Raw genomic sequence first — 14,611 nt, 5'->3', positions numbered from 1 at the left:
TAAAGGCCCTAGCATCAGTGCTAGGGCCTTTATGCTTCCAGAAGCGATCGCTCCTCATCAAAAGCGAAGTCGTGAGTGTTACTTTCCAACCGTGCTGATTGAGTTCAGTTCTCTAGAAAGGAATTGAAGCAGCAGGGGTTGAGCTGATTGCACAAAGAAATGGTCGCCGGGAAGCATTTGTAGCGAGAATTTAGCACTTGTCTGCTGTCGCCAAGCCTCAAGACGATCGACGCTGACTTTGACATCCTGTAAACCACCAAAAGCAGTGATAGGACACTGAAGCGGCGGTTCAGCAGCATAAACATAAGTTTCGAGAACGGCAAAATCTGCCCGCAGGATGGGCAGAAGCAGTTCCATCAGTTCCACATTCTCTAGCACTGCTTTGGGAGTCCCGTTAAGACGGCGCAGTTCCTCGATAAACGCGGGTTCTGGCAGGGCGTGGATGGGCGGCTCTTTTGCCGGGAGTTGAGGGGCGCTGCGACCGGATACAAACAGATGGACTGGACTCATCCCGTACTCTCTGCGGAGTAGACGAGCCACCTCGAAGCTGACGAGTGCGCCCATGCTGTGACCGAAGAAGGCAAATGGCTCGTCTAAGTATGGCAAAAGGGCGCGAGCGATCGCCTGCACCAGAGGTAAAGCCTGAGTAAATGGCGCTTCCAAAATCCGCTTTCCTCGTCCGGGAAGTTCGACAGCACAAACTTCGACACCCACAGGTAGACCCTGAGACCAGGTGCGAAAATTGAGCGCCCCACCTCCAGCATAGGGAAAGCAGAACAGGCGCAGGCTGGAGAGAGGATTTGGCTTAGAACAATACATGATTGTTAAGGGTTGTTGCAGCGAATTCACCCACTGGGGGAGCATCCAGCAAACCGTTATCAATTAGGTAGGAAAAGTAGGGCGCAAACAACTCAGCCTCTAAGGGCGGACAAACAATAGAAGAACCGGCAAGCCCGTCTAGGGTATTCTGACAGTCAAACTGTAAAATTGCCGGAGTGGAGGCTGGTTCTTGTGATGTTGGTTGATTCATAAAATCCACTAGGGGAGACAAGGCATTTCCTGAAGATGTTTTAGCCGCCTCCAATAGTTCGCTGTGCCATTGATCGTATGAAACTTCCTGAAGGGGATAGCCAAACGAGCGAACCCAATTAATAACCTGGTTCCAATGGGCGGGATAGGGATTGACGATGTGAAAATCCTTGTTTAAGGATTCTTGCTGCTTGGATAGATAAGCGATCGCTCTACTCGCATAATCTATCGGAACTAAATTCACCATTGCATCACGCTTGGGAACGCTACCGAGTTGGATACAACCTTTTACCCATCTGAAGGTATTATCGCTTTTGTTGCAAAGCCCAGTTTGGCTATGCCAAGATATCCGTCCGGGTCTGTAAATACAGACCGGAATTCCGCGATCGCGTGCAATCGTTGCTAACTTTTCGGCAACCCATTTACTCTGAGCGTAACCAGTATCTATCACTTCCTCAGGATTGATAGAATCCTGTTCTCGAATGACCCTGACTCCAGAACCGCCCGCCGGAGAAACAGCATTAGTGCTAGAAATAAAATGCACTGGCTTAAGTTTAATTAAACTTGCCAATCTCAAAACTTCCTGAGTTCCCAGTACATTGGCGGCTTTAAGGGCAGAGTATGGGTAAGTAAAATTAACTAAGGCACCATTGTGATAGATGACATCGATTTGACTAGCCATGTCTCGAAATTGTTCATCCGAAAGCCCTAAAAGCGGTTTAGACAGCTCTCCCATAATCGGGATAATTCTGGAGCTGAAATTTTCATCCCAAAGTGAGTAGGATTCCAGGCTATTTTGTAGCCGTTCTTTCCCAGACTCTGCATTAGTAGCACGTACCAGACAATAGATATCTGCTTGTGTTTGTTGCAAAAGTTCGGAGAGTAAAAAAGCTCCTAAAAACCCAGTTGCTCCAGTTAAAAAGATGCAACTTGGTTCAGTGACTAACTCAACAGGTATAGAGTCAGGGCGAATTGTCGGATCTAGGACAGCTTCAGCGTCTAGATTTAAATTCGAGGCGGGAGAAACAAAAGGAATGACTCCCTGTTTCATTTCGATGTTTTTCCCTAAATCGGCGATGGTAGGAGCATCAAAAAAATCGCGCAAGGTCAGTTCTATCTGGAAAGTTTCTCGCACCTTGGCAAGTAACTGAGGGATGAGTAAAGAGTGTCCCCCTAGGTCGAAGAAATTGTCATAAATCCCGACCTTTTGAAGTTTGAGAAGGTGAACCCAAATTCCGGCAAGTACCTCCTCAACGCTGTTGCGAGGAGCTACAAACGTATCTGCTACGGGTTTTATTGTCTCCGGTGCTGGCAATGCCGAACGGTCTATTTTGCCATTTGGGGTAAGCGGTAAAGCTTTCAAAACTACGAAAGCAGAAGGCACCATGTATTCGGGTAGCTTCTCTTTGAGGAAGGAACGCAGATCGTTAATGAGTGCTGAATTTGAAACGATATAAGCCACTAAACGTTGTCCCACATCCTCTCGCAGCAAAACAATACTCTGGCGTACCCCAGGAAATTGAGACAGTACCGCCTCAATTTCCCCTAACTCAACCCGGAAACCCCGAATCTTCACCTGGTCGTCAATTCGTCCGAGAAACTCGATGTTTCCGTCGGGTAAATAACGAGCCAAGTCTCCGGTTTTGTAAAGTTTTGAGTTTTGAGTTTTGAGTTTTGAGTTAGGTGGGACGTCTTGTAACTCATTCCTCAAAATAGAGAACTCATCTCTCTCGATGAAGGAGTCGATAATAAATTTTTTGGCTGTCAGTTCCGGCTGATTTAAATAACCTCGCGCCAAACCAGCACCACCGATGTATAACTCACCCGGTACGCCAATTGGAACTGGCTGAAGATGAGCATCCAAGATATAAATCTGCGTGTTCGGGATTGGACGACCTAGAGGAACTGTTTCAGAAATACGATCCGCTTTCCCATCTGCTACCCGATCTGCTACCTGATAGGTAAGTACGCCTACTGTTGCTTCTGTTGGCCCGTAATGGTTGAAGATTTGGCAGTTGGAAGCTAGTTTTTGAATTGTCTCAATCAAATTCCAAGTTAAAGCTTCACCACCAAGGATTAATCGCTTTCTAGGTAAGATGTGCGCGGGGTTAGAAGCTGTCAGTAAAGCCGATAGGTGAGAAGGAACAATTTTGAGGCAATCAATGGGATGTTTTTGAAAGTAATTTGTCAGTGCTTCTGGGTCAGTTGCGCGTTCTTGGGAGACTATATGGAGACACCCACCCGTACACAAAGCCGGGAAAACAACTGTATGACCTAAATCGGCAGCAAAAGTGGAAATAATTGCATAACTGGCACCTGCTGGCAAATCTAGTCTGTTAATAATACCGTTGACGTAATTCAGCAGTTGTTGATGCTCGACGGCAACTCCTTTAGGTGTGCCAGTGGAACCGGAGGTGTAGATTACATAAGCGAGGTTTGAGGGCTTTTGGATGGAATTTTGGCTTTGGACTGGGATGGTTTCCCAATTTGTATCTAGACAAAGGACTTTGGCACTGTGTTGGGGAATTTCTAAAAACCGTTTCTGAGTTAACAACACTGGCACTTGAGCATCTTGCAACATCAAGGCGAGGCGTTCTTTTGGCATTGCCGGATCTAGCGGTAGATATGCACCGCCTGCCTTGAGAATGCCTAGCATTCCCATCACCATTTCTAGAGAACGTTCAACGCAAATACCAACGACGACCTCTGGTTTAACTCCCAAGTTTTGCAGGTGATGCGCTATTTTGTTGGCACGATCGTTGAGTTCGCGGTAGGTTAATTGTTGATTTTCAAATACAACGGCAATGTTGTCTGGCGTGCGTTCTACTTGTTCTTCAAACAGTTGGTGGATGCACTTGGATTGGTGGTAATCAGTTTGAGTGTTGTTGAATTCAACTAATAATTCGTGTCGAGAGCGATCGCTCAGTATATTGAACTGATTGATTGCGGTTTCTGGATTGTTAGCAGCACTTTCCACTAAGCTGTGAAATTGTTCTGTCAAGGCTTGAATCGCCTCTATACCGATGATGCCAGCATCATAGTCAAACTTTGCACTCAGCGACTCATCCCGACGCACGCAAGAGAGTTTGACTTTGAAGCGATCGCAGCAGACGTACTGCTGGTAAATCGCAAATGATAAATCGCTAGCAGAATACTTGTTTAGCTGTTCTTCAAACTCGAAACCGAAGGGAAAGCCGGATAAGGTTGCAGGGCTAATATTTTCCTGGCAGAAATACTCTTGCCAGTTATTGGCATCGTTTACAGACTGCTGAACTTGCTGTACGATTTCACTAAATCTCAAGCTGTCTTCTAGATGAGTGCGAAGCGGTAAGAATTTGGCAAACAGTCCTAGTGCTGACTCCAATTCTTCATATTTTCGACCATTAAAAGCAGTGCTAACGATAATATCTGGTTGTCTAGTTAGTCGCCAAAGTAGAGTCTTCCAGCAAGCGAGTAAGACGGCTGAAATAGAAGTATTGTATTTTTGCGCGATCGCTGTAATTTTGGCAACCAAATCTGGCTCAATCTGGCACTCGACGGACTGGAGTTCAAAGTTAGCGGGTAAGCCAAGCAATTTATCCTCTAAAGGCAGCTTCAAATTAGCCAACTTAGAGAAATCTTGCTGCTTCCAGTATTCTTTGCCAGATAAATCCTCCTCATCCTCAAGCAATTGATTCTGCCACTCGGAAAATTGCACGTATTGCACAACTTCTTCTTCGGCTATTTCCTCACCTTGAAGACTGGCGACATATCCTTGACTAATTTCTTGTACCAGAGTCTTCAATGTCCAACTGTCGGCGCAAAGAGAAGGTAACGTAACAATTAAAATATGTTTTTCATCCGACAGAGTAATTAAAGATGCACGCAGTAGCGAACCAGTAGGTTCGAAAGTAGAAATTGAGCGTCTTTCTTCTTGAAGAATTGCCTCGATTTTTGCTTCTTGTTCCTGTGGATTACAATTGCTTAGATTGATGGAATGCCAAGAGGTGATGTTATAGCGAGCGCTAACTACTTGAATTGGTACTTTTATCCCTGGTTCTCGATGGAAATTTGTCCGCAGAATTTCATGACGATTGATGATTTGCTGCACAGCTTCTTTCAAAGCTGTTGCATTGAGATTGCCCTCTATCAAAATGGCACATTGGGCGCAATAAGCGGCGCTATCTTGTTGCAATAACCAAAGATATCTTTGTTGAGGAGATACCCGAAATCCATTAATTGTTTGCATTGTTAAAATTGCTCGTTTTTAATATGTTTCTTGTTTCCACTTACCCGCCAGGGGTTTAAATTCCTCTCTAATAGCGAAAGTCTACTTAAACCGACCAATATTTAGATTTTTCAGTTCGTTAAAACAGACTTAAGCTATCAGACGGGGAATTTATTCCCCAGCAGGACGGCAACGTTCTTCATCACTCATCATTTCTCCCATCGCTACCACAATCTTCCGCGAACCTACAAATGGGTTACGGCTGTGTGCAGCCAACATATTGTCCAGCATTAATATGTCTCCTTCCTGCCAAGGAAAACTAACAGATGCCTGTCGATAAACCTCTTGAAGTTCTGCGATTACAGAATCTTCAATAGTAGTGCCATCTCCGTAATAAACATTCCGGGGCAGGTTTTCCTCTCCAAACACAGATAATAAAGAGGCGCGGACTGCTGGATCTAAGCAGGAGACATGGTGTAAGAAAAGTTGATTAAAAAATACCGTTTCTCCCGTTTTTGGATGCTTGAATATCGCCGGACGAATTTGACGAGTTCTCAACTCATTGTTTTCTCGCCACTCAAATTCGATTGCAGCTTTCCGGCAATAATCTTCTACCACACTTTTATCGGTTGTTCTAAAAAACTCTTGCCAGCTAACATCTAATCCATCTGTATAGTTACGGATATACATAATTTGCTTTTCGGCAAATCTTTCTTTAAGTTTGGAGTCGAGTAGCTGGTAAACTTTTCGGCAGTCAATAATCGGAGTTTCTCCGCCTTGCTGTGCAGCTTTGACACAGAAGAACCAAATTTTTAAAGGCCAGCGGTGTAAATGCGAACTCTCGTTATGAAATAAGATAGCTTTATCCGCCGGATAAGGGGTGGAACCGTAAACTTGCCCGCTAACTCCTTCGCGGGGTAAGTCTCCGTATTCCCCAAATAATTGGGGACAAATGGCTTGGGCAAATTGCTCAAAAATAGAAACTAAAGGTTCGTTAAAGCCTCGGAATAGAATTGCTCCATGTTGTAATAACTTCGTTTGGATTAATTCTTGGTTATTTTTTGCCCAGTCAACGATATCAACCTCGTTTACCGCAGGTTTGAGAACTAAGGGGAATGTTTCCCCTGCTTGTAAATATTCGGTTTTGACTAATTCGCCTTTGGGCAGAGTAACTGCTTTTGGTTTGATGTTTTTGAACTTGCTGAAGTTACTCTTTTCGCGTTTGACTTCTTGCATGGCTTGTTGTTTCTTTTCAGCTTCGGTAAGTATTTCTAAACGATTAAGGCGCGTATCCGGCTGCACGACGATGCTGTTCAGGAGGGTTTCAAAATGAGCGGATAGGCGCGCGATCGCATCCGCATCAAATAAATCGGCGTTGTACTTCCAACTGCCAACAATGCCATCCTCTGTTTCAGACACGAATAGCACTAAATCAAATTTTGCTGTCCCGCCCTCTACTTCGATTGGGGTTAAAGTTAAACCCGAAAGTTCTAAAGTAGGTACGGGTGTATTTTGCATCACGAACAACACTTGAAACAGGGGAGTGCGGCTCAAATTCCTTTCAGGACGCAGTTCCTCAACCAACTTCTCAAAAGGCAAGTCTTGATGGACATAAGCTTTTAAAGTAATGTCGCGCACTCGCTTCAGCAATTCGCGGAAACTGGGGTTGCCACGCAGATCGGTGCGTAAGACCAAAATGTTGACAAAGAAACCAATCAACGATTCAGTTTCAACTTGAGTGCGATTGGCGACATCGGTGCCAACAATGATGTCATCCTGACTGGTGTAGCGGTGCAGCAGTGTCTGAAAGGCTGCCAGCAGCGTCATGAAGAGAGTTACACCTTCTTGGCGGCTGAGTACATTTAGTGCCCCAGACAGCTTTGGAGATAGCTCAAAGGATTGAATGGCAGCTTGAAAAGTAGAAGCAGCCGGTTGTTTGGTGGGTAGTTTCATCTGGGGCGGATTGTGACCTAACTGCTGCTTCCAGTAATCAAGTTTGGCTTCCAAAACTTCCCCTTGCAGCCAATGTCGTTGCCAAACTGCATAGTCTGCGTACTGTATGGGCAATTCCGGTAGTGGCGAGGGTTTCCCGGCACAAAAGGCTTCGTAGAGTGCCGCCACTTCCCGAATCAGTACCCCCATCGACCAGCCATCAGCAATGATGTGGTGCATGGTCAGCAGTACCGCATTCTCTGCTTCATCCAGTTGTAATAAAGTGACGCGCAGCAAGGGCAATTGAGTGAGGTTAAAAGGTCGTTGCGCTTCCTCCGTGGCAAGTTGCAGCACAGAGGCTTCTCTTTCAGTCGGCGGCAATTTTCGCAGGTCTATTACTGGCAGTTTAAAAGTCGCAGAGGGGATAATTACCTGAATGGGTTGTCCTGCTTCTGTCGCAAAGATTGTCCTTAAAGCTTCGTGACGCTGGATAATCGCCTGAAAGCTTTGCTCTAGCGCTATGATATTGAGCGCACCGACCAGACGCACTGCGGCGGGAATGTTATAGGCATCGCCCGGATTTAATTGGTCGAGGAACCACAATCGCTGTTGAGCAAAGGAGAGGGGCAGTTTCCCCTCCCGCGCAACTGGCATCAGAGGCGGAACCTGAAGATTTTCTTGGGCGCGACAAGCTGTTTCAATCCGTTCTGCCAAACCTGCTACCGTAGGCGACTCAAACAGAGAACGCAGGGGAATTTCAACTTGAAAGGCTTCCCGGAGGCGAGACATTACCTGAGTTGCCAGCAGCGAGTGTCCGCCTAAGTCAAAGAAGCGATCGCGCATACCGACTTGCTCTAAACCGAGAACTTGAGTCCAAATCCCTGCGACAACTTCCTCAATGGCGGTGCGGGGAGCGATATAGGCGCTTTCTAACTCTGGTCTAGCGGTGTCGGGTTCTGGCAATGCGCGACGGTCAATTTTTCCGTTGGGTGTGAGAGGAATTGCCTCTAGCAGTACAAAGCCAGAAGGCACCATGTAATTAGGTAGCTTCTCCTTAAGGAAGGAACGCAGTTGTACGGGTGTCGTTGCAGCTTCTTGCTTCGGTACGACATAAGCAACCAAATACTTGTCGTTAGAATTATCCTCTCTGGCAATCACTACGGCTTGCTGCACGCCTGGATGTTGGTTCAGTACCGCTTCAATTTCGCCCAACTCAATCCGGAAGCCACGCACTTTAACTTGGTGGTCGATGCGTCCCAGATATTCCAATTCACCATTCGGCAGATATCTGGCTAAATCTCCAGTTTTGTACAATAATTCCGACGTTTCTGACTTCTCTAAAAATGGATTGGGAATGAACTTTTCTGCTGTCAGTTCAGGTCGATTTAGGTAGCCTCTGGATAAACCTTTCCCGCCGATATACAGTTCACCCGTAACACCCACTGGGACCGGCTGTAGATGGGTATCGAGTATGTAAACTTGCGTGTTGGCAATGGGACGCCCGATGGAAACGCAAGCGTCGCTACTTTCAACCGGATAGATAGTAGACCAAATCGTGGTTTCGGTGGGACCGTACAAGTTCCACAAGCGATCGCCTCGTACGAGCAATTGAGCGGCGAGTTGTCGCGGTAAGGCTTCGCCACCACAGAGGATTTTCAAGCCCTTACTACCCTGCCATCCCCCTGCCAAAAGCAGTCGCCAAGTAGCAGGCGTTGCTTGCATGATGGTCGCCCCAGAATCGGTCAATGTTGTTAACAACTGTGCGCCGTCAGAGGCGATTTCACGGGTGGCTACAACAACGCGAGAGCCTACAGTTATGGGGAGGAATATTTCCAGCGCCGCAATATCAAAAGATAAGGAGGTGACAGCCAATAAAATATCTGGCTGGGTTATTCCTAGTGGCTGGCGCATGGAAATTAGAAAGTTGACTACACAGGCGTGGGAAATTTGTACGCTTTTGGGTCGTCCGGTTGAGCCGGAAGTGTAGATAACGTAAGCTAAGTTGGAGGAATTTTTAACTGAATTTGGACTGCCGATTTGTAGGCTTTCCCAATCGTCCAAGCATACAATCTCGGCATTATGCGAGGGTAGGGTATTTAACAGCCGCTTTTGGGTTAATAACACCGAAACTTGAGCATCCTCTAACATGAAAGCAAGACGCTCTGGGGGATAGGCTGGATCTAGGGGTAGGTAGGCTCCACCTGCTTTGAGAATGCCCAGCAATCCCACGACCATTTCTAGGGAACGTTCTACACAAATTCCCACTAAAACTTCTGGCTTCACGCCGAGTTTTTGTAGATGATGCGCTAGTTGATTTGCCTTGGCATTGAGTTCGGCATAGGTGAGTTGCTGGTTTTCAAAAATAATGGCGATCGCGTCTGGTGTTCGTTCCACTTGTTCTTCAAACAACTGGTGCAGACAGCGATCCGTCGAGTCGTTCGTGTGAGTATTGTTCCACTCCACTAACAACTGATGCCGTTCGGGTTGCGTTAAAAATGGCAAAGTGGAGATAGAGCGATCGCTATTGGCAACAATACTTTCTAACAACGTTTGAAAATGTCCTGCCATCCGCTGTACGGTGCTGGCATTAAACAATTCTTTGTTGTATTCAAATACTCCTGTAAGACCTCCTGCTTCCTGAGATAAGTTGAGTAGCAAATCAAATCTTGCCGTTTGACTCTCCATCTCTTCAAGACTGAGAGAAACTCCCGGTAATTCTAAAGTTTGTGTCGGCACATTACGGAGAGCAAATAACACTTGAAACAGCGGATTACGGCTCAAATCCCGATCCGGCTGCAACACTTCTACCAGTTTCTCGAAGGGCAAATCCTGGTGGCTGTATGCTCCCAACGCCACCTCGCGCACCCGTCCTAACAACTCCTTAAAAGTAGGATTATTCGATAAATCAGTCCGCAGAACTAAAGTATTCGCAAAAAAGCCAATAATTCCTTCTAGTTCGGCACGGTTGCGGTTGGCAATTGGCGAACCAACTAAAATATCCTCCTGTCCGGTATAGCGATAAAGCAACGTTTTGAACGCCGCCAGCAAAACAATGAATAAAGTCGCTCCTTGCTGCTGACCTAGTTTAGTCAGTGCCTCAGTCAGCGCCTTGGACAAAACAAATTTTTCCTCTGCACCTTGGAAGGTTTGCACCGCAGGTCGCGGTCTGTTTGTTGGCAAATCTAGTACGGGAAGATTGCCTCCTAATTGCTTTTTCCAATAAGCAATCTGGGTTTCTAAAACTTCTCCTTGTAGCCACTGTCGCTGCCAAACTGCAAAGTCTGCATATTGAATACTTAATTCAGGAAGGGGTGAAAACTTGCTACTAGAGAAAGCTTTATAAAAGGTGACTAACTCTTGAATAAATATCCCCATTGACCACCCATCTGAAACAATGTGGTGCATCGTAAATAACACCACGTACTCGAATTCGCTCAGATACAGCAGGCTAACTCGTAGCAAAGGTGCCTGTGTGAGGTCAAAGGGTTTTTGCGCTTCTGCGATGGCGAATTGCCTTACTGCTTGCTCTCGTTCCGTGTTGGGAAGTTCCCGCAAATCGATGACTGGAAGCGTTAATTTTAAATCAGGGGTAATGACTTGAACAGGTTGCCCATTTACTGTCGTGAAGGCAGTCCGTAGGACTTCGTGACGCTCGATAATTGCGTTGAGACTTTGTTCCAGAGCGATCGCATCCAGCGTTCCCTTAACCCGCACAGCCGCAGGAATGTTATAGCTGGTATTTCCCGGCTCTAATTGGTCAAAAAACCACAATCGCTGTTGGGCAAATGACAAGGGAAACGAGCTAGATTCCCGGTTTTGGCGGGGGATTTGGGTTGCTGCTATCGGCTCTTTTTTCTGATTCAGCCGTTTGAGCAGCAACTCGCGTTTTTCTGGAGAAAGTCCGGCGATGCGAACGACGAAGTCGTCGCGCTTCGCTTCGCTTAAATTACTCATTTGCCTACTCCTTCCTTAGCCAAAAATTCTCGGACTTCTTCCTCCGATATTTCATCAAGCTCTGCTAACATCTGAGCCATCATTTCCTCATCGGTTTGTTCAGCTAGTTTTTGAGCGATCGCGACTGCTAAATCCGCGACAGTGGGAGAGTCGAAAAACTGCCGCAAGGGAAACTCCACATTAAAGGCGTCACGTAATCGGGAAATCACCTGAGTTGCTAGCAGCGAATGTCCTCCTAGCTCGAAAAAATTGTCGTAAATACCCACTTGTTCAATCCCAATTGCTTCAGCCCAAATTCCAGCTATTACCTCCTCAACATTGGTGCGGGGAGCAACAAACGTTCCTGCTAACTCTGGGCGAATTTGCTCAGGTGCTGGCAGTTTTTTTCGATCCACTTTCCCGTTAGCCGTTAAAGGCAGAGTCTTTAAAATCACAAAAGCAGAAGGTATCATGTATTCCGGCAACTTCGCTTTTACAAAAGAACGTAAGTCACCCATTAGATTTGATTGACTGGCTTCTTCTCTACTCCCCTGCTGCTGACTCAAAACCGAATAAGCAACTAAACGCTTGTCCCCAGGCAAATCCTCGCGAACTACAACCACAGCCTGTTCTACGGCGGGATGCTGCCTTAGCACCGCCTCAATTTCTCCCAATTCGATGCGGAAGCCCCGGATTTTTACTTGATGGTCAATTCGTCCCAGAAAATCAATGTTTCCATCCGGTAAATAGCGAGCCAAGTCTCCAGTTTTATAAAGTTTTGAGTTTTGAGTTTTGAGTTTTGAGTTTTCTTCTGACTCCTGACTTTTGATATCAAATCCGTTTACCGCATCAGGAAAGCACCCCACCCCCAACCCCTCCCCGCCTGCGGGGAGGGGAGCCGGAGCCGTAGGCTGTGGCGGGGTGGGGTTCAGAGGGAATGCTGGTTCATGAAGGGAACTTGATATGACTGCTGAATTATTGAAAAATGGGTGGGAAATGAATCTTTTGGCGGTTAGTTCCGGCTGATTTAAATAGCCTCGCGCTAAACTCTCTCCACCAATGTAAATCTCGCCAGATACACCAATAGGCACAGGCTGGAGATGATTATCTAGGATATAAATTTGGGTATTTGCTAAAGGACGACCGAGTGGAACGGTCTTTGAAACATTAGCTACGTTCCCACTCTCTACCTGATAGGTAAGAACTCCAACCGTTGTTTCTGTTGGCCCGTAGTGATTGAGAATGCGGCATGATGGAGCTAAGTTCTGGATTTTCTCAATCAAACCCCAATTAGATGCTTCTCCACCCAAAACTAATCGCTGACGAGGCAAAAGAAATTTTGGTTGAGAGGATGACAGTAAAGCCGATAAATGAGAAGGAACGACTTTAAGGCAATCAACTGGATGCTGTTGAAAATATTGCGATAGCGCTTCAGCATCCGCAGCGCGATCTTGGGAGATGATATGCAGACATCCTCCCGTACACAAAGAGGAAAATAAGACTGTATTTCCCAAGTCCGCAGCAAAGGTAGAAACCATTGCGAAACTGGCACCATCGGGAAGATCCAATCTTTCCAAAATGCCATTGAGATAGTTAAGAATTTGCCGATGTTCAATCGCAACACCTTTGGGTGTTCCCGTAGAGCCAGAGGTGTAAATTACATAGGCAAGATTTTCGACTGTTGCAACTGATTTTAAGTTGCGATCCGAAGGCTGCGCGGTAGCGCAATCGCTCTCTTGTTGCATTTGCGACTCGGAATCTAAGCAGAAAACGGTAGCTGTCGAGTCGGGAAGGTTTTTGACTAACTGTTGTTGCGTTAACAACACCTTTGCCTGAGTATCTTGCAGGATGAACGCTAGACGATCCGATGGCAAGGTGAGATCTAGGGGGATATAAGCTCCCCCAGCTTTCAGCACTCCCAACAGTCCAACAACCATCTCTAGGGAGCGTTCTAGATAAAGACCGACTAAAACTTCTGGTGCAACACCCAGCTTTCGCAAGGAATGAGCGAGTTGGTTTGCGCGTTGATTTAACTGTTGATAAGTGAGTTGTTCGCCTTCGTAAACGAGCGCGATCGCGTCCGGCGTTTTTTCAACCTGTTGCTCAAATCGTTGATGTATTCCCTGAAATTGAGGAAAATCAATCTTGGTATTGTTAAACTCAATTAGAAGTTGCTGGCGTTCTACGTTGCTGAGAATACCTAACTCACTAATCGCAACATCTGGAGTTTCGAGGATACTATCAACTAAAGTGCTAAAGTTTTCAGCTAATCGCTGAATATCCGCTTCATCAAATAAGTTTGCGTCGTAGTGGAACTCGATACTCAAAGAGTCATCCCGCTCAACGCCAGCCAGTTTGATTTTGAAGCGCTCAATACAGGTGTACAGCCGTTCAATTGAAAAGGTAACGCTATCAGCAGAACACTTATCAGCCGCTTGATTAAATTCAAAACAAACTGGGAAAAATGATGAATCTGGCGATGCGTTCAAATCCCAGCTAAAGTATTCTTGCCATTGGTAAACTTCTTGTTGCGCTTGATGAACTCTTTGCAGCAATTCACCGAAAGAAAGCTTAGCTTCTAAATGACTTTCAATTGGTAAATATTTGGCAAATAATCCCAACGCCGATTCTAACTCCTCGTATTTTCGTCCATCGAAAGCTGTCCCAATTACCAAATCTGACTGTTGAGTAAGTCGCCAAAGCAAAATTTTCCAGCAAGTCAGCAGGAATGACGACACAGAAGTTCCATGCTTACTCACTAATGCGGTTATTTTGGCTACTCGAGCGGGATTGATTGCCTGGGTAATAAATTGCGGTTGAAAATTTGCTGGTTCTGAAACTAACTTTTCAAGCGGTAGCTCGATATTTAACCGTGCAAAAAAGTCTTGTTTTCCCCAATAGTTTCGTCCCGCTTCCGTGTCTTCTCCTTCTAGCAATTCATTCTGCCATTCGGAGATATCTGCATACTGCATTATTTCATCGTCGAGTTCCGTACTGAGACAGCAAGCAGCGTATGTCCGGCTAATTTCTTTTGCTAGATGCTGTAAAGTTGCAGCATCGGCACAAAAAGCAGGTAAATTAATCAGCAAAATATGCTTCTGCTCTGACAGAGTAATTAAGGTTAAATCTAATAGGGAATCTCGTTCATAATTGCAGTGCTGATTACTTATTCCGCTAAAAAGCACTTCAAGTTGAAGGCTTTGTGCTTGGCGATTCCCAGCACTCAAATCAATAGATTGCCAGTGAATAGCGCTGCTATCTGAAATAACTTGTAGGGGAATCGTCATTCCCGGTAGACAGCGAAAATGGGTGCGAAGGATTTCATGGCGATTGACAATTTTTTGCAGGGATGTTTCCAACATCTCTACATTGAGATATCCTTCTATTAAAAGATAGCACCTCGCTTGATAATCTTGATTGGAATCAAGTTGTTGCAATCCCCAAAGGCGCTTTTGCTGGGGAGAAATTTGGAATCCCTGAATAGTATCGTTTGGCATTTTTAAAACTGTA

At 45.8% G+C, this 14,611-nt stretch carries 4 protein-coding genes; all 4 read right to left on the bottom strand.

Features of this window, described 5'->3' with window-relative positions; translation table 11 throughout:
- Positions 1–78 precede the first annotated feature (78 nt).
- Entirely contained in the window at positions 79–819 is a 741-nt protein-coding gene (locus NC996_RS09355) for a thioesterase II family protein (RefSeq protein ID WP_190689772.1), read from the bottom strand.
- Entirely contained in the window at positions 806–5,257 is a 4,452-nt protein-coding gene (locus NC996_RS09350) for a non-ribosomal peptide synthetase (RefSeq protein WP_190689769.1), read from the bottom strand. The genes NC996_RS09355 and NC996_RS09350 overlap by 14 nt, the downstream gene beginning before the upstream one ends.
- A gap of 150 nt (positions 5,258–5,407) precedes the next feature.
- Positions 5,408–11,122, bottom strand: a complete 5,715-nt coding sequence (locus NC996_RS09345; RefSeq protein WP_190689766.1) for a non-ribosomal peptide synthetase — start codon at positions 11,120–11,122, stop codon at positions 5,408–5,410.
- The gene (locus tag NC996_RS09340) at positions 11,119–14,598 is read right to left on the bottom strand and encodes a non-ribosomal peptide synthetase (protein WP_190689762.1); all 3,480 of its coding nucleotides are present in this window, start codon (positions 14,596–14,598) and stop codon (positions 11,119–11,121) included. Before NC996_RS09340 ends, NC996_RS09345 begins: the two co-directional genes overlap by 4 nt.
- Between the last annotated feature and the right edge of the window lie 13 nt (positions 14,599–14,611).

Source organism: Trichocoleus sp. ST-U2 (assembly GCF_039961875.1).
In the GTDB taxonomy this organism is placed as follows: Bacteria; Cyanobacteriota; Cyanobacteriia; order Cyanobacteriales; family FACHB-T130; genus FACHB-T130.
Note: the sequence above shows the minus strand (reverse complement) of the source record. Positions and strands in the feature narration are given on the sequence as shown.

Bases quoted from the DNA above. Each gene is read 5' to 3' on its own strand.
- NC996_RS09350 (WP_190689769.1), bottom strand. From the start codon at position 5,257: ATGCAAACAATTAATGGATTTCGGGTATCTCCTCAACAAAGATATCTT.
- NC996_RS09345 (WP_190689766.1), bottom strand. From the start codon at position 11,122: ATGAGTAATTTAAGCGAAGCGAAGCGCGACGACTTCGTCGTTCGCATC.
- NC996_RS09340 (WP_190689762.1), bottom strand. From the start codon at position 14,598: ATGCCAAACGATACTATTCAGGGATTCCAAATTTCTCCCCAGCAAAAG.
- NC996_RS09355 (WP_190689772.1), bottom strand. From the start codon at position 819: ATGTATTGTTCTAAGCCAAATCCTCTCTCCAGCCTGCGCCTGTTCTGC.